General features: G+C 41.1%; 26 protein-coding genes. 16 read left to right on the top strand and 10 right to left on the bottom strand.

Going from position 1 to position 23,974, the window contains the following annotated elements; genetic code table 11:
- The first annotated feature begins 473 nt into the window (after nucleotides 1–473).
- The 4 genes from H6G57_RS20645 to argB all read left to right on the top strand — a co-directional run bounded on the left by H6G57_RS20645 (nucleotide 474) and on the right by argB (nucleotide 4,193).
- Nucleotides 474–1,481 carry a rod shape-determining protein gene (locus H6G57_RS20645; RefSeq protein ID WP_190521929.1) on the top strand — a complete coding sequence of 336 codons (1,008 nt, stop codon included), beginning with the start codon at nucleotides 474–476 and terminating at the stop codon, nucleotides 1,479–1,481.
- A gap of 77 nt (nucleotides 1,482–1,558) precedes the next feature.
- Nucleotides 1,559–2,377: a rod shape-determining protein MreC gene (gene mreC, locus H6G57_RS20640; RefSeq protein ID WP_190521927.1), complete on the top strand. Its 819-nt coding sequence runs from the start codon at nucleotides 1,559–1,561 to the stop codon at nucleotides 2,375–2,377.
- A 304-nt stretch (nucleotides 2,378–2,681) separates the two neighbouring features.
- Nucleotides 2,682–3,221 carry a rod shape-determining protein MreD gene (mreD, locus tag H6G57_RS20635; protein WP_190521925.1) on the top strand — a complete coding sequence of 180 codons (540 nt, stop codon included), beginning with the start codon at nucleotides 2,682–2,684 and terminating at the stop codon, nucleotides 3,219–3,221.
- Between the two features lie 78 nt (nucleotides 3,222–3,299).
- Entirely contained in the window at nucleotides 3,300–4,193 is an 894-nt protein-coding gene (gene argB / locus H6G57_RS20630) for an acetylglutamate kinase (RefSeq protein ID WP_190521923.1), read from the top strand.
- A 72-nt stretch (nucleotides 4,194–4,265) separates the two neighbouring features.
- Here the strand turns inward: argB and psbQ are convergent, their stop codons facing one another.
- The 4 genes from psbQ to ilvN all read right to left on the bottom strand — a co-directional run bounded on the left by psbQ (nucleotide 4,266) and on the right by ilvN (nucleotide 6,732).
- The gene (gene psbQ, locus H6G57_RS20625; protein ID WP_190521921.1) at nucleotides 4,266–4,712 is read right to left on the bottom strand and encodes a photosystem II protein PsbQ; all 447 of its coding nucleotides are present in this window, start codon (nucleotides 4,710–4,712) and stop codon (nucleotides 4,266–4,268) included.
- 206 nt (nucleotides 4,713–4,918) lie between these two features.
- The gene (locus H6G57_RS29115) at nucleotides 4,919–5,590 is read right to left on the bottom strand and encodes a hypothetical protein (RefSeq protein WP_242049045.1); all 672 of its coding nucleotides are present in this window, start codon (nucleotides 5,588–5,590) and stop codon (nucleotides 4,919–4,921) included.
- Nucleotides 5,580–6,035 carry a hypothetical protein gene (locus H6G57_RS29110; protein WP_228041758.1) on the bottom strand — a complete coding sequence of 152 codons (456 nt, stop codon included), beginning with the start codon at nucleotides 6,033–6,035 and terminating at the stop codon, nucleotides 5,580–5,582. The genes H6G57_RS29115 and H6G57_RS29110 overlap by 11 nt, the downstream gene beginning before the upstream one ends.
- Before the next feature lie 166 nt (nucleotides 6,036–6,201).
- Nucleotides 6,202–6,732, bottom strand: coding sequence for an acetolactate synthase small subunit (ilvN, locus tag H6G57_RS20615; protein WP_072719663.1), 531 nt, complete (start codon nucleotides 6,730–6,732; stop codon nucleotides 6,202–6,204).
- 572 nt (nucleotides 6,733–7,304) lie between these two features.
- Between ilvN and crtH the strand changes: the two genes are divergently transcribed.
- Entirely contained in the window at nucleotides 7,305–8,849 is a 1,545-nt protein-coding gene (gene crtH, locus H6G57_RS20610; protein ID WP_190521920.1) for a carotenoid isomerase, read from the top strand.
- Nucleotides 8,850–8,898: 49 nt separating this feature from the next.
- Here crtH and pyrF read toward each other — a convergent pair whose 3' ends face one another.
- The gene (gene pyrF / locus H6G57_RS20605) at nucleotides 8,899–9,606 is read right to left on the bottom strand and encodes an orotidine-5'-phosphate decarboxylase (protein WP_190521918.1); all 708 of its coding nucleotides are present in this window, start codon (nucleotides 9,604–9,606) and stop codon (nucleotides 8,899–8,901) included.
- A gap of 215 nt (nucleotides 9,607–9,821) precedes the next feature.
- On the opposite strand from pyrF, the gene H6G57_RS20600 reads away from it, so the two are divergent.
- The 5 genes from H6G57_RS20600 to H6G57_RS28785 all read left to right on the top strand — a co-directional run bounded on the left by H6G57_RS20600 (nucleotide 9,822) and on the right by H6G57_RS28785 (nucleotide 12,448).
- On the top strand, nucleotides 9,822–10,226 hold the full coding sequence (locus tag H6G57_RS20600) for a RusA family crossover junction endodeoxyribonuclease (protein WP_190521916.1): 405 nt from the start codon (nucleotides 9,822–9,824) through the stop codon (nucleotides 10,224–10,226).
- Entirely contained in the window at nucleotides 10,223–10,909 is a 687-nt protein-coding gene (locus tag H6G57_RS20595) for a hypothetical protein (RefSeq protein WP_199314391.1), read from the top strand. The genes H6G57_RS20600 and H6G57_RS20595 overlap by 4 nt, the downstream gene beginning before the upstream one ends.
- Nucleotides 10,910–11,050: 141 nt before the next feature.
- Nucleotides 11,051–11,596: a photosystem II reaction center PsbP gene (psbP, locus tag H6G57_RS20590; RefSeq protein ID WP_190521912.1), complete on the top strand. Its 546-nt coding sequence runs from the start codon at nucleotides 11,051–11,053 to the stop codon at nucleotides 11,594–11,596.
- 18 nt (nucleotides 11,597–11,614) lie between these two features.
- Entirely contained in the window at nucleotides 11,615–12,238 is a 624-nt protein-coding gene (locus H6G57_RS20585) for a nucleoside triphosphate pyrophosphatase (protein WP_190521910.1), read from the top strand.
- 72 nt (nucleotides 12,239–12,310) lie between these two features.
- Nucleotides 12,311–12,448 carry a hypothetical protein gene (locus H6G57_RS28785; protein WP_206756698.1) on the top strand — a complete coding sequence of 46 codons (138 nt, stop codon included), beginning with the start codon at nucleotides 12,311–12,313 and terminating at the stop codon, nucleotides 12,446–12,448.
- Nucleotides 12,449–12,643: 195 nt separating this feature from the next.
- Here the strand turns inward: H6G57_RS28785 and H6G57_RS20580 are convergent, their stop codons facing one another.
- The 4 genes from H6G57_RS20580 to H6G57_RS20565 form a co-directional block, all read right to left on the bottom strand.
- On the bottom strand, nucleotides 12,644–13,624 hold the full coding sequence (locus H6G57_RS20580; protein ID WP_190521908.1) for a homogentisate phytyltransferase: 981 nt from the start codon (nucleotides 13,622–13,624) through the stop codon (nucleotides 12,644–12,646).
- A gap of 88 nt (nucleotides 13,625–13,712) precedes the next feature.
- The gene (glmU, locus tag H6G57_RS20575; protein ID WP_190521907.1) at nucleotides 13,713–15,077 is read right to left on the bottom strand and encodes a bifunctional UDP-N-acetylglucosamine diphosphorylase/glucosamine-1-phosphate N-acetyltransferase GlmU; all 1,365 of its coding nucleotides are present in this window, start codon (nucleotides 15,075–15,077) and stop codon (nucleotides 13,713–13,715) included.
- 60 nt (nucleotides 15,078–15,137) lie between these two features.
- Nucleotides 15,138–16,010, bottom strand: coding sequence for a tRNA (5-methylaminomethyl-2-thiouridine)(34)-methyltransferase MnmD (locus H6G57_RS20570; RefSeq protein ID WP_190521905.1), 873 nt, complete (start codon nucleotides 16,008–16,010; stop codon nucleotides 15,138–15,140).
- A 65-nt stretch (nucleotides 16,011–16,075) separates the two neighbouring features.
- Nucleotides 16,076–16,675 (bottom strand): Uma2 family endonuclease, encoded by a 600-nt coding sequence (locus H6G57_RS20565; protein WP_190521903.1) that lies wholly within the window; start codon nucleotides 16,673–16,675, stop codon nucleotides 16,076–16,078.
- Between the two features lie 148 nt (nucleotides 16,676–16,823).
- On the opposite strand from H6G57_RS20565, the gene H6G57_RS20560 reads away from it, so the two are divergent.
- The 6 genes from H6G57_RS20560 (at nucleotide 16,824) to H6G57_RS20535 (ending at nucleotide 22,701) form a co-directional block, all read left to right on the top strand.
- Nucleotides 16,824–17,657, top strand: coding sequence for a sulfurtransferase (locus H6G57_RS20560; protein ID WP_190521901.1), 834 nt, complete (start codon nucleotides 16,824–16,826; stop codon nucleotides 17,655–17,657).
- A 110-nt stretch (nucleotides 17,658–17,767) separates the two neighbouring features.
- The gene (locus H6G57_RS20555; protein WP_190521899.1) at nucleotides 17,768–18,595 is read left to right on the top strand and encodes a thiazole synthase; all 828 of its coding nucleotides are present in this window, start codon (nucleotides 17,768–17,770) and stop codon (nucleotides 18,593–18,595) included.
- Nucleotides 18,596–18,660: 65 nt separating this feature from the next.
- Nucleotides 18,661–18,831 carry a photosystem II assembly protein Psb34 gene (gene psb34, locus H6G57_RS20550; protein WP_190521897.1) on the top strand — a complete coding sequence of 57 codons (171 nt, stop codon included), beginning with the start codon at nucleotides 18,661–18,663 and terminating at the stop codon, nucleotides 18,829–18,831.
- Between the two features lie 224 nt (nucleotides 18,832–19,055).
- The gene (locus tag H6G57_RS20545) at nucleotides 19,056–21,005 is read left to right on the top strand and encodes a tetratricopeptide repeat protein (protein ID WP_190521895.1); all 1,950 of its coding nucleotides are present in this window, start codon (nucleotides 19,056–19,058) and stop codon (nucleotides 21,003–21,005) included.
- A gap of 109 nt (nucleotides 21,006–21,114) precedes the next feature.
- On the top strand, nucleotides 21,115–21,810 hold the full coding sequence (locus H6G57_RS20540; RefSeq protein WP_190521893.1) for a response regulator transcription factor: 696 nt from the start codon (nucleotides 21,115–21,117) through the stop codon (nucleotides 21,808–21,810).
- Nucleotides 21,811–22,020: 210 nt separating this feature from the next.
- Nucleotides 22,021–22,701, top strand: a complete 681-nt coding sequence (locus H6G57_RS20535) for a response regulator transcription factor (protein WP_190521891.1) — start codon at nucleotides 22,021–22,023, stop codon at nucleotides 22,699–22,701.
- Between the two features lie 174 nt (nucleotides 22,702–22,875).
- Here H6G57_RS20535 and H6G57_RS20530 read toward each other — a convergent pair whose 3' ends face one another.
- Nucleotides 22,876–23,094, bottom strand: coding sequence for a DUF2811 domain-containing protein (locus H6G57_RS20530; protein WP_190521889.1), 219 nt, complete (start codon nucleotides 23,092–23,094; stop codon nucleotides 22,876–22,878).
- Between the last annotated feature and the right edge of the window lie 880 nt (nucleotides 23,095–23,974).

Genomic DNA, 23,974 nt, shown 5'->3' with positions numbered 1-23,974 from the left:
CGCTCCTAAAGGACGGGGTTTCAGACCCAAATTTTCGATGATGTACGGGTATTAACAACCCTGATGGTATTGTATTCGATTTGACGGTGGGTTGTTGATGATGAACTCTTGATTCACCCCGTCCCCCCGTCCCCTCATCCCCCCGTCCCCTTGTCTTTAGAACAGACAATCAATCCTGATCCGGTCTTTGAGCCAACGAACTATGGCTATAGTTAAGAGAAGGATAGCTCTTGCTGATTCATGCTAGAAGCGGGATGACTAGACGCAAACACCAAAACGTAATAAAATTCACATCGGTTACTCGCTCTTGGGGACACTCCGAATCAGCAAAGAACCGCTTTAGCATCCCTCGTCTAACATTCTGATTAACGCGGGAATCTGTCAAACTTCTATCAGACTTTGTTAAAAAAAATCGTATATTGGGGGCGTAAATAATAGTGGGTCTTTTTAGTCGTTTTTCTTTATCGCGGGACATGGGTATTGACCTGGGTACCGCTAATACGCTGGTTTATGTATCGGGTAAAGGGATTGTACTACAAGAACCCTCTGTAGTTGCCATTGACCAACAGGAAAAGATCCCCTTGGCTGTTGGAGAAGAAGCCAAAAAAATGTTGGGTCGGACGCCAGAAAATGTAATTGCGCTGCGACCTCTACGAGATGGGGTGATTGCGGATTTTGATGTTGCTGAACAAATGCTGAAACATTTTATTCGGCGAGTCCATGATGGAAAAACCCTGATTGCTCCTCGAATTGTGATTGGTATTCCCAGTGGGGTAACGGGAGTAGAACGGCGAGCGGTGATTGAAGCAGCATCCCAAGCCGGAGCCAGAGATGTCCGACTAATTGAAGAACCCATAGCTGCTGCTATTGGTGCGGGTTTACCCGTTGCGGAACCGACGGGAAATATGATTGTGGATATTGGGGGGGGAACCACAGAAGTCGCGGTTCTTAGTTTACAAGGAACGGTCTTGAGTGAATCGGTGCGGGTGGCAGGCGACGAACTCAACGATGCTATCATCCAGTATATGAAAAAAGTTCATAACTTGGTGATTGGAGAACAAACGGCTGAGGAGATCAAAGTCAAGATGGGTTCAGCCTATCCCACCTATGCGGATGAAGAATTGATCATGGAAGTGCGGGGAATTCATTTATTATCGGGTTTACCCCGAACCGTGACGATTAAAGCCCCGGAAGTTCGGGAAAGTATGTCAGAGCCATTATCCATTATTATTGATGCGGTTAAACGAACCTTAGAGCGGACTCCCCCGGAACTAGCGGCTGATATTATTGATCGGGGTATTATGTTGGCAGGAGGCGGAGCTTTACTCAAGGGAATTGATACCTTAATCAGTCATGAAACCGGAATTATTACCCATATTGCCGCTGATCCTTTGTGTTGTGTGGTGTTGGGAACAGGTCGGGTGTTAGAAAACTTTAAACAACTAGAACGGGTATTTACTGGAGGTTCTCGTCATCTCTAGGTGATATTCTTGGGGAAGTAGGGGATGGAAAATTTTTACCATCCTCAATTTTTTTTAAGCGTTTAATGGTCTGATGTATGGAAACACGGAGTTGGTGGAATCGGAGTCGGAATCAATGGATTTTACTGGGTTTAGCCGTTTTAGCGGCTTGGTTAGTCCGACAAACCCAAGGAGCGGGGTTATATGAAATGTATTATTGGTTAACTCGTCCCTTTCATTTAGCAACATCAACAGTTACAGAACAAGAGAAAATTGTTCGACAAATTGCTCCGCGAATTAATCAATTAGAAGCTCAAATTCAAGAATTACAAACCCAAAATCAAAAGTTTCAAGAACTTTTAAATTATGTGGCTTCTAAAAAACAAGATAAAGGAATTGTTTCTCCTGTAATCGGTCGCAGTGCAGATTCCTGGTGGAAACAAATTATTATCGGTCGTGGGAGTCAGCAAGAAATTCAAAATCAAGATTTAGTTGTGGCACCTGGGGGATTAATCGGACGAGTCATCAGTGTCACCCCTAATACTAGCACAGTCATGCTTCTGAGTGATCCGATGAGTCGGATTGGAGTCACTGTTAGCCGCAGTCGCAATATGGGATTTTTGAAGGGAAATGCGACGGAGCAAGGCGTGATGGAATTCTTTGAAAGTGATCCCAATGTTAAGGTGGGAGATGTGGTTGTAACCTCCGCTTTTAGTCAGATTGTACCCGCCGGTTTACCCATTGGAAAAGTTATTTCTTTAGATATGAATAAAGCTCCTGCTCCTGAAGCAATTGTTGAATTTTTTGCGCCGATTTCTTCTTTAGAATGGGTGATTATTTATCCTAATGCAAAAAAATCTTCGGAATCGAATAAAACTCTTAATCCTTCTGTACAACCTATCCCGCCAGGGCAATAGATTTAAGGTTTAAATTAAATTCTAGGGTTTTGTCTATCCGCCTTAACTTATTTCTAAAACCCGTGTATCATTCAACAAAAATAGTAATTTTTAATGAATTAATTCCCTAAATATAGCAATCCGCGCCTTCAAGACAGAGGTTGTAATAATTTAAAACTGATATGAAACAGCCAAAAGTATTATCCCTGTTCCCTGTTCCCTGTTCCCTGTTCCCTGTTCCCTGTTCCCTGTTCCCTGTTCCCTGTTCCCTGTTCCCTTTTGAACCGAAATTTTAGGATACAACTCAAATAGGATTGCTATATTCATGTTTTTTAAACCAAATCAAGTTTTAAATTGGACTGTTACCATTATTTCCTTAATGGTTTGTATGTGGTTATCTTTGGTTCGTATCCCTGGCATAGAATTGTTTGGGATTACTCCAAACTGGGTGTTAATTTGGCTGGTGGCTTGGAGTATTAAACGCACTTTACTCGAAGCCGTTATTGGAGGTTTAACCTGTGGATTAATTTTAGATGGATTAACCCGCGTTCAACCTTCCCATATCCTTCCCTTTATTGCCGTTGCTGTTTTAACCGTTGTTATTTACAAACGTATTATCAAAAAAATTCAGGAGGATTTTATTTCTGTTGCTTTGATTGTTTTTGGTATGGCTGTTATCGTAGAAACGATTCGAGGTTTACAATTTAGTGCCTTTGGTTATTCCGATTTAGAACAACTGTGGCTACATCAACAACGGGTGGCACTGTCAACGGCCATTTTGAGCAGTTTGTGGGCTCCTGTCATCTATTTGCCGCTTAGTCGTTGGTGGGCATTTATGGAACCCTCAAATCAACTAAAATCTTAGGGGCGGGTTCGGTAAGATCTTGACCTAATGAACCAAAACCCTAATGAATCCGTCTCTAAACGTGCTCAGGAAATTTCTATGCTTAAATATAGCGACTTCGACAAAACCGAAACGGCGATTCGCGCTAAAGTCCTTAGTGAAGCGCTCCCCTATATTCAAAAGTTTTCCAATCGTACTATTGTGGTGAAATATGGTGGGGCTGCGATGAAGGATAGTTCCCTCAAAGATAAGGTGATGCAAGATATTGTGTTACTTTCCTTTGTCGGAATTCGAGTGGTGGTGGTTCATGGAGGTGGCCCGGAAATTAACAGTTGGTTGGGAAAACTGGGAATTCAACCTCAATTTAAAAATGGGTTGCGCGTGACGGATGCAGCAACGATGGATGTGGTGGAAATGGTGTTAGTGGGTCGGGTGAATAAAGAAATTGTTTCTCTGATTAACCAAGCTGGAGGAGAAGCCGTTGGGTTATGCGGGAAAGATGCCAATTTAATTAAAGCTCGTCCTCAAGGTCAAGCGGATATTGGGTTTGTGGGGGAAGTGAGCAGTGTTAATACTAAATTATTAGAATCTTTGGTCAGTAGTGGTTATATTCCTGTGGTTTCTAGTGTCGCAACGGATGAAAATGGACAGGCTTATAATATGAATGCCGATACGGTTGCGGGGGAAATTGCGGCGGCTTTGGGTGCTGAAAAGTTAATTCTATTAACAGATACGGCCGGAATTTTAGAAGATTATCATAATCCTGATACTTTAATTGCCCAAGTTAATATTCAGGAAGCAAGACAATTAATTGACCAAGGAATTGTTTCGGGGGGTATGATTCCTAAAGTGACTTGTTGTGTCAGAAGTTTGGCTCAAGGAGTTCGGGCGGCTCATATTTTAGATGGTCGTGTTCCCCATGCCTTATTACAAGAAGTGTTTACGGATGCCGGGATAGGAACGATGATTGTTGCCTCGGAATTTATGCTTTAAAAATCGAATAGAGACGTGATATTTCACGCCTCTATTATATCTCAAATTGATTCCAGATTCAATCAATGTTCCTTAAGCTTGAGGAACTAAACTCAAAAATGAATCTAAATCTTTGAGTGCTTCTTGATATCCTGACGCAGCTTTTACTGGATCACGGTTTTCTGCGGCTTTGGTCACTTCAACTAAGTGATCAAACACTTCTCTAGCCAGTTCACGGGCTTTAGGCTGGGCATCGGGTAACAAGTTTTTGGTTAAATAATTCATTTCTTGCAATAAGGTTCCCAATGGCCCGTGAATAAAGGTGTCCACTTGTACCCAATTCCGAGCGCTAATATACCGAGGAAGTTCGGTTGTGAAGCGATCGCGCAGGGCTAAAAGATCAGAGTTATATTTTTGGATTTGTTGAATTTGGGCTTCGGTATAGGTTTTAGGAATTTCCACTTTCGGAGAACCGCAACCGACGACAAATGTTGTAACTAGGGCTAAAATGCAAGCCAGAATTGAACGATAACGTTTCATATCCCAAGTGTTTTGAGTTGAATGAAAAAACACAACAGTCCCTCAACCCTTCCGAGCGGGGATGTTACTATTGTTGCAGATCAGGGGGACAGTTAATAATCCTCTCTCCTCTGCTGACCTCGGATCAAGGCAAAAATCCCTTAAGATCAACATTTTTTGCCTGGATCATCTGGGGTTGAAATATTCCTAAGTTAACCTTTAACAGATTAATTTCTAGCTTTAAAGTCTTTAAATTTTGTCTGAAATTCGTACATCAACCGATTAACATTATTGGTTTGGCTAGGAACAATATCATATTCCCATTTACGTTTCCGACTCGCTAATAGTTTCGCCACGGGATTAGACGCACTATTAGATACAAAATAACAATCCCCAGCTACTCTTAATTCTGAAGAAAACGCAATAAAAGCTTGAGCAAATTCTAGGCGCAATTCTGAGGCATAATGTTGACAATCTATGGCGAGGAAAATTCGAGAGGCGCGCGGTTCTCGTTTATTGGTGCGACAACTATCGGCTTCCATTTTATAGAGAACACAAACATCACAATCATATAACACCCTTAACCGACCATGAATTTTAACTCCGACATGAATTTCTAACGGAGGTTTTTGTTCAAATTCAATCACAGCATGGGTATAAGGTTGGGTGAGATCATAAATTTGTCCAGCCCGTCTACGAAAAACTAAGGTTTCAGGATTTCGTTTCAAAACATCTTTATAATAAACGAAGGCTCCTTCATTTCGGGCGGCTTTGACAATAATATTAAAAATGTAAAATTTAAACCAATCGTCAAGATCTCTAGCTGTTTTGAGATCAGAATTTAAACTTTGTTTTAACTGTTGATTAATATTTTCTAGTAAGGCTGTATTAATTGGCATCACTTCCAATCTCCTGACGTAATTGTCCTAATAATTTTTGTAATTCTTGAATTTTTTCTTGTCGGCTATTAACGGATTCAATATTATATTTAAACAGTTTACCTTTGCCATCCACCGATGAGGTAAATCTTAATTCGGGTTTTAAATCAGAAGTTGTCGCTTCATGGCTCAAAATATCCATGATTTCACCTTCAATTTCTCCGGTATGAATGACTGATTTTTCAATGGCATAAATCAACAGTAATAATTGTTCTTGGGGGGTATAATAACTTAATTTTAAATCAGGAGATTTTCGACCGGATACCATCTCTTCAGTGGTTTTTCCCGCACTAATAACATCGGCGACTTGTTCTGTTACCCACCCCAATTTTACAGAATTTAACATCTCTATCAGCGCGTTATAAACGGCTGAACAATCCTGTTCATTCATCACGTTTATTTTCATAACTTTAACCGATGAGCCTCAACACTATGCGATCGCTCACCTCTTTCTATTCTAACAATTTTTTTGAAAAATGACTTAAAAATCAACATTTCTTCAAAAAGGAAGATCCTATCCCCCCTAACCATAGGGGCGAGGTGTCCTCGCCCTTACCCTGAACAGGTCAATCTTAAAATCGAGCTTCAACAGGAGCTTGAGTTTTGAGGAATTCGGTATTAACGCCCGACTCCCGCACCAAGACAATTTTACCCGTGCGAGCAATTTCCCGAATGCCAAAGCGACTTAAGACTTGGACAATGGCCACCATTTTTCCAGGGTCGCCGACGACTTCGATGGTTAGGGAGTCATCGCCAATATCCACAACCCGCGCTCGGAAAATTTGGGCTAACTCAATAATTTCTGAGCGAGTGGTGCTGCTATTGTAATTGACCTTTAATAGCATCAACTCTCGTTCCACACAGGGAACCTCGGTAATATCCTGCACTTTGAGCACATTGATCAGTTTGTAGAGTTGTTTGGTCAACTGTTCAATAATGTGGTCATCTCCCGGAACAACCATTGTAATTCGAGAAATACCTGATTGTTCAGCAGGGCCTACGGCTAAACTCTCAATATTGAAACCTCGACGCGCAAACAAACCTGCAATTCGCGTCAGGACTCCGGCTTCATCTTCTACTAGAACAGATAGGGTGTGTTTCATAAGTTAACGTGGGACGATATGAGCCACTTAAAAGCTAAAAGTTAGACTAAGTATATTTTTTGCTCCATAGTGACATCCTATAACGACAAAGCTAGAAACCCAAATTTTTACTCAATATTTTAAAAAATGTAACTATGAGTTGACAATTATTTTCAATAAGACTATAGTAAATTGTAGTGTTCTCCTCTCAAAGGATCGGCAAACGGGGCAGTCCGCAATGGTAGACTGGCCCCGAATTTCTTGTTGGGGATAAGGGGACAAGGGGACGGGGGGACAAGGGGACAAGGGGACAAGGGGACAAGGGGGAGATGGGGGAGCAGGGGGTTAAGAGTTATAGCACTACGCATTAGAGTTAGGATATTTTTTGAATCCTGAAACCCTTTCACTTCTTACTGCGAAGCACGCTCGCTTGTCAAAGTGCTCCCTGTTTCCTGTTCCCTGTTCCCTGTTCCCGCTTCGCGTAGCGCCATAGTAGTTAAGGGTTTTTGGGGGAAGTGTGAAGATTGAACTCTCTGAATTGGGCGGAAGACGCTACACTGTAGAGTCAGGAAATGCTTAAGAGAGTTGACCCGATGCCTGTTTCTACGCCATTCCAGTCTTTTACTGAATATAGTTCTAACGCATATCAGGAATTTGACGTGATTGTCATTGGTTCTGGTATTGGAGGACTGGTGACTGCGACCCAATTAGCTGCGAAGGGCGCAAAAGTTCTTGTGTTGGAAAGCTATATCATCCCCGGTGGAAGTTCTGCATATTTTGAACGAGAGGGATATCGATTTGATGTCGGTGCGTCGATGATTTTTGGCTTTGGGGATAAAGGAACCACCAATCTGCTCACCCGTGCGTTACAAGCGGTAAACGTAACGTTAGAGACGATTCCCGATCCGGTTCAAATCCACTATCATCTACCCAATGATCTGACATTGAGAGTTCACCGGGATTATGAGAAATTTTTGCAAGAACTCATTACCCGGTTCCCCCACGAAGAAAAAGGAATTCGTAAATTTTATGATGAATGCTGGAACGTCTTTAACTGTTTGAACTCAATGGAGTTACTGTCCTTGGAAGAACCTCGTTACTTAATGCGGGTGTTTTTCCAAGAGCCGGGATCTTGTTTAGGGTTAGTGCAGTATCTTCCCCAAAATGTCGGGGATATAGCGAAACGTTATATTACTGATCCTGAACTTTTAAAATTTATCGATATTGAATGTTACTGCTGGTCAGTGGTTCCGGCGGATTTAACTCCGATGATCAACGCTGGAATGGTATTTTCTGATCGCCATTATGGAGGAATTAATTATCCTAAAGGAGGAGTCGGTCAAATCGCCCTGAAATTAGTTGAAGGATTAGAAAAATTCGGGGGACAAATTCAATATAAAGCCCGAGTTAAACAAATTTTATTAGAAAACGGAAAAGCGGTGGGTGTGGAACTGGTTGATGGTACAGTTTATCGCGGAAAACGCATCGTTTCTAATGCGACTCGTTGGGATACCTTTGGTAAGTTAATTCCCCCGGAATTAATTCCCAGGGCTGAACATAAATGGCGAGAACGCTATCAAAAATCTCCAAGTTTCTTGAGTTTACATTTAGGAGTTGAAGCGTCTGTCTTCCCCCCGGAAACGGATTGTCACCATATTATTGTTCAAGATTGGGAAAAAATGGAGGAACCAGAAGGGACAATTTTTGTCTCTATTCCCACTTTATTAGATCCGAGTTTAGCTCCAGAAGGGTATCATATTGTTCATGTGTTTACCCCTAGTTGGATTGATGAGTGGGAAAAATTACCAGAGTCTGAATATGAAGCTAAAAAAGAAGAAGCCGCAGGTAGAATTATTAATCATTTAGAAACCTTTTTTCCGGGGTTAGATGCGGGGTTAGATTATATGGAAGTGGGAACGGCGCGATCGCATCGTCGCTTTTTGAACCGACAGGATGGAACCTATGGCCCCATTCCCGCCCATAAGTTAAAGGGACTCCTAGGAATGCCCTTTAACCGCACTTCTATTCGAGGGTTATATTGTGTCGGTGATAGCACATTCCCCGGCCAAGGATTAAACGCTGTTGCCTTCTCCGGCTTCGCCTGTGCCCATCGGGTAGCCGTTGACCTAAAACTGTAGGGTGCGTAAGCTCCGCGCACGCACCATCCACCCATCCAACACCCAACTGTCAACCCATTTCCTCAATAATACGTTCTAGGGCCTTAACGGGATCATCCGAGGCGGTGATCGGACGTCCGATGACAAGGTAGTCGGCTCCGGCTTTGAGGGCTTGGGCGGGGGTAAAGGTGCGTTGTTGATCGCCACGTTCTGACCAAGTGGGACGTACCCCAGGACAGACGAATAGAAACTCATCTCCGCAGGTTTGACGGAGTTGGGAGACTTCTTGGGGGGAACAAACGGCTCCTGCTAACCCGCTTTCTTGAGCTAATAAAGCCATATTTAACGTATATTCTGGTAATTCTAAAGGGACTTTTAAATCAAAGGCTAAATCTCTGGAATTTAAACTGGTTAATAGGGTAATGGCGATTAATTTGGGGACGGGATACCCTGACTGGTTTGCACCTTCTTCGGCTGCTTTTTGGGCTGCTTTTAAGGCTGTTTTTCCGGCGGTTGCATGAACGGTGATTAAATCAACCCCATATCGGGATGCAGATCGACAAGCTCCGGCTACAGTATTGGGAATATCATGGAATTTTAAATCGAGAAAAATTCGTTTTTGTTGAGCTTTGAGGAAGGTTAAAATTTCAGGGCCAGAACTAACGAATAATTCTAAACCGACTTTCCAAAATGTGACTTGAGGCAGTTTTTCAACCAGTGCGATCGCCTCTTCTTGAGTTGGAACATCCAAGGGAACAATAATTTTGTCTAAGCTCATGAGATTCTCTGACCCTAATTTTCCGGTTTTATTCTATCAAATTGTAGTCAGCTTTTTAGGAGTAGAAGTCAAGAGATTCGATGAATTCGAGAAATCATTTTCGTTACTTTTGGCTGTTTCATAGACGTTTAAAATTATTACAACCTCGGCGCGAATTGCTATAGCTAAGAGAGAGTGTAAGTTATAGACAGGATTCGTTTGGGGTAATTAACACATTGAGCAAATTTGAGTTTATAGTAGATGGGCCACCAGTATCACAACAAGCTCGTAGACGAGAGCGTCTTAGAGAATGGAAAGTAACAGTACGACAAGAGGCGGAAAAATACTGGTCTTCGGATCAACAAACCGCGACTGGATTTGTTATGCTGCAAATAACCTATTTCTATGACTCTGTGGCTATGGATGTGGATAATATAGTTAAACCCATTCAAGATTCAATTATCGGGTTAGCCTATGTCGATGATGGTCAAGTAACCGATATTATCGTTAGGAAGAGGAATTTGTCGGGTAACTTTAAGATAGAAAATATGACCTCGATATTGGCAGAAGGCTTTGCCCGTGGGAATCAATTTTTGCATATTATCGTACTTGATGCTCCTGACCAAGAGGTACTTACATGATGTCAACTTTAACTGCCAAGCAAGAAAGAGAACAATTACTCAAATTAGCCGAGAATTATCGCCAAAAAGGTTACGAAATTTTCCTTCATCCTAACCTTGAAGAATTACCTGAATTTCTGAAAATTTATCGTCCTGATCTGATAGTCCGCCGGGGCGAAGAAGCAGTTGTTATTGAGGTTAAGTCACGGGCTTCACTCAACTCTTACTCTGATCAATATTTACAAAATTTAGCCAAAGTCATAGAAGAACATCCGGGCTGGAGGTTTGAGTTTGTGATGATTAACCCGGAGGATATAACCTATTTTCCGAAAGCAAAACGTTCGTTGCAAAAAGATGAAATTGAATCACAATTGCAATTGGTAAAGCAACTAACAACGCAGCATTTAGAATCAGCGATGTTATATTGCTGGTCTTTAGTTGAGGCAACTTTAAGGCTGATTACAGAAAAAGAAGAGTTGAGTTTACAAAGACTTGATCCACTTTATTTAGTCAAACAACTAGCAACAGAGGGCATAATTTCTCAATCTGAGTATCGGTTACTCATGGATGCGATCTCATTCCGTAACTCCATTGCTCATGGTTTTAAAACGACACAACTTACGCAAAATTTTGTCTATGAACTGATTGAAATTACGGAGAAACTCTTGAAAGATTTGCAGACAAGTGATGAATTAATTAACTGAATATCCCCAACTACTCCCATTCAAACAGGAATTGATAAAAATTGAACCCAAACGCCCAAATAATGAGAAAATAACAGAACTGAGATCGCCCAGATCCCAGTAAAACGCACTTATTCAAGATTTAATAAGGGAAACGCTCAGATGTTCAAACGAATTTTGGCAATTGCTTTAGTCTGTTTTAGCCTTAGCTTAACAGGTTGTGTGTCTGTTGGTGTCGGATTAAATAGCTTTGTTGATACCGCAGATGGTTATGAATTTGCGTATCCGAATGGATGGACGCAGGTGAGTGTGTCTAACGGCCCCGATACGGTGCTACACGATATGATTGAACAAAGTGAAAATGTGAGTGTGGTGATTAATCCTATTTCTAATCCCAGTCAAACTTTATCCGATATTGGAAGCCCTACAGAAGTGGGATATACCTTAAGCAAAAAAGCGATCGCTCCTGAAGGTTCAGGACGCACCGCCGAACTGATTAGTGCAGAATCATACACGAAAGGATCGAATCTTTATTATTGGTTAGAATATGCGGTACAACTCCCTAATGATCAAAAACGTCATGATTTTGCCAGTGTTGCCATTAGTCGCGGTAAACTATTTACATTAAATGTTTCTACCACTGAAAAACGTTGGCAAAAAGCTCATCAACTTTTAGAACAAGTTGTTCAATCTTTTAATGTGTATTAATTTAGATTCATTGCATTTATGACTCAGCCTAATCGAATCACATTTATTTTAGCTTCTGCTTCTCCAGCGCGCAAACGGTTATTAGAAACGGTGGGAATTCAGCCTATAATTTCCCCCAGTGATTTTGATGAATCTCAAATCCAAGATTCTAATCCGGTGCAGTTAGTCCAAAAACTCGCCCAAGCTAAAGCAGAAGTTGTGACCCAAGCTTTAATTAATTCTCCTAAATTACAAGGGGAGATTATATTGGTTTTGGGATGTGATTCGGTTCTGGCGGTTGAGGGAGAAATTTATGGCAAACCTGCTAATATTGAAGAAGCGATCGCCCGTTGGCAAACTATGCGAGGTCAAGTTGGACAACTCTATACAGGTCATGCTTTAATTAATCTTTCTACCCATCAAACCTTGGTGTATTGTCAAACGACGAATGTTTATTTTGCTAATATTTCTGATAGTGAAATTAAAGCTTATATTGCTACCGGAGAACCCCTCAACTGTGCTGGGTGTTTTGCTATTGAAGGAAAAGGCGGTTTATTTGTAGAAAAATTAGAAGGATGTCATACTAATGTGATTGGCTTGAGTTTACCGTTATTAAGAAGAATGATCCAGGAATTTGGATATAATATTACTGATTTTTGGTAGTTGGGAAGACACCACAAAGGTCTTTAAGATTTATCGGGGTATATGGCGATCGCTATTGTCTGACTGCATAAAATGTTGATTTTGTCAAGCCCCTATTTTGGGTTTAATGTTCCCCTTCAAAAACCCGTGCATCGCCAAGCTAAAAAATCGTCAGGAAATCAAGATATTTTACGAGAGGATAAGGGTTTTAGCCCCCAATTTGACCTATAGACACAATAACCCCTTGGGTGGTATTTTTTTAAGTCTACCAGAACCCCTATGATTTCGTCAACTATTTGAGAGGTATTTTCAATAAAATATCAAGATTCCCTGACAATATTTTAAAAAACAAAATTCTTTTTATAGAAGAATTAGAAAAACTTAACTATATTTTCCAGTCTTTGGGGTTGCTTCCCCTGGGTTTCATTAAGTGAATAAGCAGGAGAGGGGAAAGATTAAATATTCTAGGAAAAACAGTTTCCAAATAAATTGATAAAATTGGGCGATAGATTGTTTCTGGCTTAAATCAACGGTTTGACTGCGCCACCATAAGAGAGTCAATAAAACTAAATGACTAAATCCTAAAAATAGGGGATTAACAGAGGATTGTAAAAACCCACTTCCTAAAATTATCACTAAATAACAGCTAGTCAGTATCCATCGAGATAGATTAAAGACCGTTACGGTTCCTAATTTTATCGTTAAGGTGTTAATCTGGAATTGGCGATCGCCTTCTAAATCGGGAATATCCTTAAAAATTGCGATCGCTACGGTAAACACTAAAATAAATAATGTTAACGCCCAAACAGAAGGCGGTATTGTCGGGATTAAAAATAGTGATTTTCCTGATAAAATCCAACTAAAGTGTAAATATAACCCTAAATTAACAATAATTCCCCTAACGGTAAAAATACAAAATGCAGCCCAAAAGGGAAAGCGTTTTAACCGAATAGGGGGTAAAGAATAGATTGTCCCCAATAGCAGACTAATAGCGACCATTCCCAATAAATAATAACCTTGAAACGCTGCAATACTCAAGGCTAATATTCCCGTTATTCCGACAATCAGTTGAGCTTGAAACCGGGAGTATTCTCCAGCAGCTAAGGGTAAATGGGGTTTATTTATTTGATCAATTTCAATATCTTCGAGTTGATTTAAACCCACAATATAAATATTGCCACAAATACAAGCCAACCAACTGCAAAATAAAGCCAACCCATTCCAACTAAAACCGGGAAATTGCCTGAACTCACTAATGGCAATTAAATACATCCCCAACACGCTTAAAGTTGTACCGATAATCGTATGGGGACGAGAGAACTTCCAAAAGGAGTATAAACCTGGAAAACTCTGTTGAATCAAATTAGGGGAAGAAATCACCGGAGGGGGAGATGAGAGTTTAGTCATATTAAACCAGGGAATAGGGAATGGGGAATTACGAATTACGAATTACGAATTACGAATTACGAATTACGAATGGGGAATTGGGTTAATATTATTCTGGTGATTCTAAGCGCCAACCGGGTTTAATTACTTGACGTTCACGAGCAATGACTAAACTATCATCAGGGACATTATCGGTAACAACAGAGCCCGCCGCCACGGTGACATCATTTCCTAGGGTTAGAGGGGCGACTAAAACACTATTTGACCCGGTTTTAGTTCGATCTCCAATCGTTGTGCGATGCTTTTTCACCCCATCATAATTAGCCGTAATTGTTCCCGCCCCAATATTAACTTTATCTCCTAATGTCGCATCTCCCAAATAGGATAAATGGGCAATATTAGTAGAATTTCCCACCTCAGCATTTTTCAATTCTACAAAATTTCCGATGCGACAGTGTTCACCCACTTTAGCATGACCCCTTAAATGGGCATAAGGCCCTATGCGGGTTTCATCCGCAACAACACTATCAGAAACAACGGAAAAATGCACCGTGACATTTTTTCCAATCTGACTATTTTCGATTAAACTTCCAGGGCCAATGCGACTTCCCGTTTGAATGATTGTATTTCCCCTTAAATGGGTTTGGGGTTCAATAATTACATCCGGTTCTAACTGTACCGTATCATCAATCGTGACACTATCGGGGTCAATAATCGTTACTCCCGCCGCCATCCAATTCGTTTTAACCCAATCTTGTAAAACATGATAGGAATTCGCCAGATGTTGGCGACTATTAATTCCTAAAATTTCTCGATAATCATCCACATCCACCGCCATCACTTGATCCAAAAGATGAACAGTATCCGTGAGATAATATTCCTGTTGATCATTATCGGCTTTCAGGTTAGGTAAAATTTCTGCTAACTTCGGCCAATTAAAACAATAAACTCCCGCATTAATTCGATGATTTTGGCGTTGAGCATCCGTACAGTCTCGATGTTCAACAATTTGCTTGACTAAATTTTGACTATCACAAAATACCCGACCATATCCGGTTGGGTTGGGTAAATGGGCGGCTAATAAAGTCGCTGCATTTCCATGTTCTTTGTGAATGGTAATTAACTGTTCTAAAGTGTTAGGACGTAATAAAGGAACATCCCCATTTAAAACCAGTAAATCCCCAGTAAAGTCTGTTAAATAGGGGAGTAATTGTTGAATGGCATGACCTGTGCCTAATTGTTCCGTTTGTTCAACAAATTCTAAAGCCGGTTGCGTATCCGTTTGTTGAAGAGAATCGCGGACTAAATCAGCGCCATAGCCCACAATTACTAATCGCCGAGAAGGTTGCAGCCGAACACAACTTTCTAAAACCCGTTGAACTAAAGTGCGCCCCCCCAACTCATGCAAAACCTTGGGAAGGTCAGATTTCATGCGAGTTCCGCGTCCCGCCGCTAAAATTGCTACCGCTACCATCTAATGTTTTGGTGTCAACTGTGAGTAATAGACACGATAATCGCATCCTAACCTATCTTTTCACAAGATGGACTCACTGCGCCATCGTTTCTTCCAATGGGATGTGGGCTCAAGGGTCGAGGTGTCTTGTTCGGCTTGGCGACGGAGGATAATCACTTCCGCCGTATCGGATAAACTGGGATCTCGATAGGGGATGGCGGCGCGGGTTTGCAGATGTTCCTGTTCTTGGAGAGACAGAGGCGGTAAACCCTCAAAACTGGCGATTGTTCCTGGTGTGCGCCTACCCACTGGAGAGGTAGAGCCAATGTTTAATCCCGCATCCAGTAAAGCCCTTCTGACCGCAGCCGAACAGGAATAAGTCGCTAACTGTCCCTGGGGTTTGAGACATTGAGCAACTAGGGTTAAAAATTCGACTGTCCACAATTGGGGACAATGGGGCGGCGAAAAGGGATCGAGAAAAATGGCATCGGCTTTAAACCCAGAATTGTAAACGGTTTGAATGGTATTTCGAGCATCCGCAATCATTAAATGAGCGTTGAATAATTCTGTTTTGAGATAATAATTTTGAGCCAGTTGTTTTAAAATTTCTTGAATATAATTAGGATAGTCATGGAGTAAATTAAACTCTAAGGTTGCTTGGGGAATGCGTTGATCAAATTCTAAGCCGATCCATTCAATTTTGCAGTTAGGATTAGCGTCCCAAATAGCGGTTAATGCTGCTGCTGTATTATAACCCAACCCGTAACAAATATCAAGTAAAAATAAGGGAGATGTTTCGGCTTTTTTTCTTAACTGTAAGGGGACTACAAACTTTTGTTCTGCTTCCTGTTTGGCTCCAAAATGACTATGAAATAATTCTCCAAATTCCGAGGAGAAAAACGTAAACGAACCATCAGCCGTTAATTGGGGTATTAATCCTTGATTTTCTATCATCTTTCCTCCTCTGTAGGGTGTGTAAGCGCAGCGCACGCACCATCTAATTATTTATAATAATCAACTCATAAAGAAACCCAGTTTCTATCCGATTCAGTTGTAACTTGAAATTCAACCTCTTCATAAATATCAGTAATTGAACAGCGAAAATCCAGACTTTCTAAATAAATTTCTTGTCCTGAACTATAAGGATATAAAACCCATAAGCCCTCAGAATTTTTTCTAAAACACTCTACACTAATCCGATCTTGAGCTATTAAAACATATTCTTCCAAAGTGTCCAAATGTCGATAATCTTCAAATTTTTTACCGCGATCAAATCCTTCTGTTTCAGGGAAAATCACCTCAACAATTAATTTAGGATATCGTTTAAAATATTGAAATTCCCTATCTCTAGGATCACAAGTAACAATCACATCAGGATAATAATAGATATCTAAAATTTCAATATCAGCTTTCATATCCGCCATATAAACCCGACAGCCTTTTCCTCTTAAGTAATTTCTCAACAAGGCAAAAAGATTACCTGCAATGGTAACATGGGCATCACTCGCCCCCACCATCGCATAAATTTCCCCTTGAATATATTCATGCTTAATCAGACTGTTCTTTTCAGCTTCGAGATAATCTTCACGCGCCATATAGGGTTGAGAATTAGCAATCATAACGTTTTTCCTGATTTCTGTAAAAAAGATTAAACTCATTCTATTTAAGAATACGATATGATAATGATAAAATAAATTCTCCTGATTAAGTAGTAAGCCCTTCAGGGCTTCCCATAAACCTTTAAATCACATTATTATCAATATTGCCATGACAGAACCCCAATTAATTGTTTCCCCAGACTGGTTAGCAAACCATCTCGAAGATTCCAATATTGTAATTGTAGATTGTCGATTTTCCTTAGCTAATCCCAAACTCGGACAACAACAATATCAAGACAGTCATATTCCCGGCGCATTTTATTTAGATTTAGACCAAGATTTATCCAGTCCCATTCAAAAACACGGCGGACGTCACCCCCTACCCAACCCGGAAAAACTGGCGGCAAAATTATCAGAAATTGGGATAACATCTCAACAAACTCTAGTTGTCGCCTATGATGATTCTCGATTCGCTTTTGCTTCGCGGTTGTGGTGGTTGCTACGTTATTATGGACATGAAAAAGTCGTTTTATTAGATGGCGGTTTTAGCCAGTGGAAAAATTCGGGATATCCGATTAGTTCAGAAATTCCATCAGCCCAATTCGGACAATTTACACCGCAAATTCATCCCGAAATGTTGGTTAATATTGAAACCGTAAAAGCCCGAAAAGATTTACCCGGAGTTGTGGTTGTAGACTCCCGTGAACCCGAATGTTATTTAGGCAAAACCGAACCCATTGATCCCATTGCAGGCTGTATTCCGGGGGCCGTTAATTATCCTTGGCAAGAGGTGACAGAATCCACCGGATTTGTTAAAATAAATGAACAATCCCAACGCTGGGAAAAGATTAAAGAGGCTGAAGAAATTATCGTTTATTGTGGTTCAGGAGTCACAGCCTGTGTTAATTTATTATCCTTAGAATTAGCGGGGATTCATCACGCTCAACTGTACGGAGGAAGTTGGAGTGATTGGTGTTCCTATTTAATCGAAGAACAAAAATAATTTATTAGTATTTTTGAAGTTAATCTTCAAAAATCCGAGATAATTGATCGGTTTTTACCTCAATTCAATTACAATAAAAATTGAACCTTTTTAACTCAAGATTAACACTGATGCAAACCCTAGAAAAACCAACCCCATCTCTTCTGGATACCCCCTTAACCATTGCGGGAAAAACCTTTAAATCTCGGTTAATGACGGGAAGCGGGAAATATCGCAACCTCCAACAAATGCAGGATAGTATTGCAGCGAGTGGCTGCGAAATTGTCACCGTTGCTGTTAGACGAGTCCAAACCCAAGCCCCCGGACATGAAGGATTAGCCGAAGCCATTGATTGGAATAAAATTTGGATGCTCCCCAATACCGCCGGATGTCAAACCGCCGAAGACGCCATTCGGGTAGCCAGATTAGGGCGAGAAATGGCAAAATTATTAGGACAGGAAGACAATAATTTTGTTAAATTAGAAGTCATTCCTGATAGTAAATATTTGCTTCCTGACCCGATTGGAACCTTAGAAGCCGCCGAACAATTAGTGAAAGAAGGCTTTGCGGTGTTACCCTATATTAACGCCGATCCCCTCTTAGCAAAACGATTAGAAGAAGCTGGCTGTGCAACGGTGATGCCATTAGGATCTCCCATTGGTTCAGGACAAGGAATTAGGAACGCCGCCAATATTGCCATTATTATCGATAATGCCAAAATTCCCGTTGTCGTGGATGCGGGCATTGGTGCACCCAGTGAAGCCACCTTAGCCATGGAAATGGGAGCGGATGCGTTATTAATTAATTCAGCCATCGCTTTAGCCCAAAATCCAATAGTCATGGCAAAAGCCATGGGAATGGCCACCGAAGCCGGACGTTTAGCTTATCTCGCCGGACGCATCCCGGTCAAGACCTATGCTGAAGCCTCTTCCCCCTTAACAGGTACAATTACCCGTTAATGTTTCCCTTTTGTGTAAATTTTTGTTATGGTTGATCCTAGATAGTAATCTATGGATTTTTACTCATGCCTTATATAAAAGAAGAGGGTGGACGACTCAATAACTTCGCGGTCGAACCTAAAGTTTACACAGCCGAACCCCCCACGAGTTCACAAAAACGGAATTATCTGATTGCTGGTATTGCTGGGATTGCCTTAGTCGGAGGTTTAGTCGTCCTCGCTGCTTCCATATCCTAAAATATCAACGCTTCAGTCCAGATGGGTTTTGGGAATTTTTTGTTAACCTCTCAAGATACAATTGAACTCGTCCTTATGGAAAATAGGGAATTTTAAGAGTAGGGGCGGGTTCTGTGAAAATTTTTACTATTCTTAAATAACCGTTAAAAAGTCGCCTCCTCCTGAGCCAGAACAACTTGATAGAAGAATAGAAATAGAGGTGTGTAATGGCTAAATGATTGACAATGGCGACGAGCAACAGTTCTTCTATTCTATTATCGGAAACTGATCAGCAAACTTATCATCGTTTACAACAGGCGCTCCGTTTACAACTTCGCCATCAAATTTTTATTGCAGTTTGTGATAACTTAAAGTTGCGGAATTATCTGATACTCCAATTAGAAAAAGATTTGTTAGCCCAAAATCAGACGATCTTAACCGCCCAACACAGTTTAAATTCCCCGCTTTTTTCACCCTTAATTAATTTAAAACTGGATTTAAACGATCCTAATCCCTTTGAAGCAATTACCCAATGGTATGCTCAAAATTCATCTAATTCTGACCCTAAATCATTGCTCGGATTTCAAATTTTAGGCGTTGAACATCTCACCCGCCAACCTCCGGCGATACAATGGTCATTTTTACGGCATTTACGCACCCTAGAACAGCATCTTGACAGCTTAGAATGTAGCTTAGTGCTGTGGATTTCTTCCCCTTGGTTATGCTGTATTCAACAATCAGCACCGGAGTTTTGGCACAGACGAACCGGATTATTTCAATGGATGAGTGATCCAACCCCCAGCGATGTAGAATCAGAGACGATTCCCTTAAATTCTCCTGGGGTTCCTGCACACCTAGACGAGACAATATCCGATCCTTTAAAACAACTCCTGGATCAGATTCAGTACCTACAACAACAGTCCGATACCTTCTCCCTGGGTCAAGCTTATCGCCAATTAGGAACAATTTACCGCGATCGCATTGTAGCCGGAGACAATTCAGAACTCAACTATACCCTTGCCATTCAAGCCTATGAAAAAGCCTTAGAAATTGTTCCAGAAACCGAGTTATTGTTAAATCATTCCCCGGACTCTATTGATATCTGTAATGACTTAGGAACCTTGTATTGGATGCGATTTCGCCAACGGTTTCCAGAGAAAAATTCTTCAGCCGATGTAGTTTCCGATTTAGAACAAAGCATTATTTTCTATCAAAATGCTTTAATGAAAATTGACCCCGAAGTTCAACCCCACCTGATCATCAAAATCCAAAAAAACCTAGGAACAGCCTACAGCGATTTAGCCAACCTGCGAGATCCCATTGAAAACTTAGAACAATCCTTAATTGCCTATACAGAAGCCTTATCCTACTTCAAGTTAAACAAGACTAAAATTGATGCTTCTGAGATCCAAGATTATGCCACAATTCAAAATAACCTCGGAACCACCTATTGGAAACTCGCCCAAAAAACTCACCCCATTCCTCATCTCAAAGCCGCCATTACTGCCTATACTGAGGCGATGGAATGTTATACCCCGCAACAAGACCCCCTCAACTATGCCCTCCTCCAAACCAACTTAGGAACCGCCTATTGGACACTCAGCCAATATCAACCCTCAGCCAAGTTGCTCCTGCAAGCCATTCATGCCTATCATCAAGCCTTAACCTATCGTACCAGCGCATCAGCCCCCATTGCCTGTGCAGCCACCTATAATAACTTGGGCATAGCCTATTGGCATTTAGCCAACCACTATCAGAAGTCAGAGATTCGTGCTAAATTCTTTAAAAGGGCAATTGCAGCCTATCAAAAGGCGCTCTCAATTGCATCCGCTCTGAGTCCAACCCAACTCACCTTTGATCCGTTAGCGACTCATAATAACCTAGGGCTTACGCATTACCATCTGGCAACAGACTCGAACTTCCCCCTGAGCAAAGCGACTCGAATTTCTCTATTAGAAGTCGCACTCAAACACCATCTTCAAGCTGATATTAATGGGTCTAGTCAGCTAGAAAAACAACAGCCAGCAGAGGGTGTTATCCCTAACTCAAAGATCACTGAACATCATCAAACGACGTTGAGTTATTTGCTCAGAACCATTCGTGCCTTCTACAATGAGTCTGGGTTACAGGGACAAAATCAGGCTTTATCTCAAATTCCAGGTCATCTACTACCTGAAATATTACGCGCTCTGTAACGCAATACAACTAAATTGACATTTTGTTAGGTGTAGGTTCAACTTTTCCATTAACATTGAGATGTCTATTTAGTATTCTTGCTCAACCTTCTGCTCGATATGGGTGGTTATGGCATCTGCAAAGATTCTCGTGGTCGATGATGATCCGGCAATACGGAACTTAATTAGTCGCTATCTCAGCCAACAAGACTATCAAGTTGACACGGCTGGTGATGGCCATTCGGCATTGGAAAGGTTTGAACAGTTCAATCCTGACTTAGTAGTATTGGATCTAAATTTACCCGATACCACAGGTTTAGCATTATGCCGAGAAATGCAAAGTCGAACCAGTGTATTTATCCTAATGCTAACCAGCGAAAAAGATCCCAAACTCGGGTTGAAGGAGGGAGCAGATGACTTTGTAACCAAACCCTTTGATTTAGAAGAGTTAAACCTTCGCATCAAAGCGATTTTGAAGCGTCAACGAACTCCAGCACAAACACAACCCAAAAATTTAGTTTATGGGGATTTAACCATTGATCCTAATCGTCGTGAGGTTTATATTCGGGGTGAAATAATCCCACTCAGTGCATTAGAATTTGATTTGCTGTATTGTTTAGCTCGTAAACCGGGTCGAGCTTGGCGAAGGGCTGAATTATTGCAAGAAGTGTGGGATTATGAGTATGAAGGGGAGCAGCGCGTCGTTGATGTTCATATCGGTCAGATTCGTAAAAAAATTGAACCTGATGCGGATAAACCTTCTTTTATTAAAACTATTCGGGGTGTGGGATATATGTTTGATCGACGCACCACAGAACGTCAATAATTAAAGATAATTATCATTAATTGTTAACGGTTTGTAGGTGAACATAATTGTCCAATTTAAAGGGGAGCTACTGATATTAAAGTTTTGAATATTATCCTCTTTTATCCCCTCTATTCATGAGGAGGAAATGAGGACAAAATTCAAGCCTTTAATGAGTATAAAAGTGTTGAGCTTATCCTTTTAATCACCTCTTCGTTTAACCCTCTTGTTATGACATCGGCAAAAATTCTTGTAGTTGATGATGATCCGGCAATCAGGAATTTAATTAGTCGCTATCTTAGCCAACAGAACTACCAACTGGAGGTTGCATCCGACGGCGATTCAGCGTTAAAGGCATTTGAACAGTTTAACCCTGATTTAGTGATTTTAGATTTGAATTTGCCCGATACCACAGGTTTAGCATTATGCCGAGAAATGCAAAGTCGAACCAGTGTATTTATCTTAATGCTAACCAGTGAACAAGATCCGAAACTGGGGTTAAAACAAGGAGCAGATGACTTTGTAACCAAACCCTTTGATTTAGAAGAATTAACCCTTCGGATTCAAGCCATTTTGAAGCGCCATCGCTCAACATCGGAGAAAGAACGCCAGAGCTTAATCTATGGGGATTTAATGATTGATCCTAATCGACGAGAAGTTTATCTTAAAGGTGAATTAGTCACTTTAAGTGCGTTGGAATTTGATCTGCTGTATTGTTTAGCGAGTAAACCGGGTCGAGCTTGGGAACGCAAAGAACTATTACAAAAAGTTTGGGGCTATCAAGATGAAAGTAGTGAAGGAGTACGGGTGATTGATGTTCATATTGGTCAAATTCGGAAAAAAATTGAACCCGACCCTAAAAATCCTTCCTTTATTCAAACGGTTAGAAGTGTTGGTTATCGATTTGATTGATCAGTAAACGGTTCTCAAGGGCGCTCCACTAACTCTATCCCCCGGATCTCAAAGGGTGCACCTGTTGATGCAACACCTTAGATTCGATCCGGACGCCGATAAAATTAGGTAATGGTTTCTTCGTCCCCCTGTTGCTGATTCACCTGAAACAACTGCACAGGAGTATTTTTCTTCCTAAGACTGAAATAGGGTTTCCTGATAAACACGAGCCGCTTGACGATAACTGCTCGATGCTTCTGGGGTGTTGCTATTTCCATTCTGCAACAAAAAAAGCGACAGGGCTGCGGAAAAAACCCGATCTTGATCCCAGTCTGGGTGGGTCTCCAGATAGCCCTGGAGGGATTCGTGCAGCGTTTCAGGAATTTCGGTCAAGATACTTACACTTGTGTTCATGAAACTGCTCTCATCGGTGTTGGTACAGGACAATGCACAATTTCAACATCAGGGCTGGGTTGGGACTTAATTTCCCCCTCAGCCCTAAAATTTGAAATTGGGTAGTCGATTCATTTTGTGCGATCTAGGGGTAGGGTTGTCAATGTTGCAAACTGTTACAACCTGTCACGAAGTTTCTATTCAGTCACGAAAGAATCGATATTTGACCTCCTGTTTCTGTTACAAAAGTTCATAAATAACTTGTTTTTCTCATGCTTTTCCCTCCCCTTGGCAAAATCCCCAATTCCACCAGTAGGCTGCAACCTCACGTCTTCTCTTGGGGAAAACTCTGCTTTACCTGGGGAAAACGTTCCGCTTCACTGTGGAAAACCTGTGGAATCGGTGGGGAAAATTTGCCATAACGATAAGAATTTTAAAGATTCTACAGACCCAAAACAGGAGAGCGGATCAAAGCTCTAAAAACAGCATCAAATCCAGTTGCAATTCCTGGGGAAGAAAGTCTAGCTATAAACCCCATCAATTCAAAGTATTATTCATTGGATCTGATCAATATCACTCGTGCGTTCACTTTAAGGTTTTTTTATTAAAAAACAATTTATCTTTGATGATCAATGATCAATTTTTGATCGGTGTCTGCACAGTTTAGAAGATTTCCTGGGGAGCAAAAATCAGTGGGGATAGATTATAAGACAAGCCTGGGAGATTGAAAACGAGCGTGTCTATGCCTTACGGCAGGCTACGCCAACAGACAACAGATGAAAATCGACCCAGGGGAATTTATTCCCCGTGAATATTTTCCTGATTTGTGTTAACATAGAAACAGGTCGAAACAAGGAGAATTCCATGATAGTTTTAGAATACAAAGTTAAAGGCAAACCCA

It is taken from the genome of Planktothrix sp. FACHB-1365 (assembly GCF_014697575.1).
Lineage (GTDB): Bacteria > Cyanobacteriota > Cyanobacteriia > Cyanobacteriales > Microcoleaceae > Planktothrix.
Note: the sequence above shows the minus strand (reverse complement) of the source record. Positions and strands in the feature narration are given on the sequence as shown.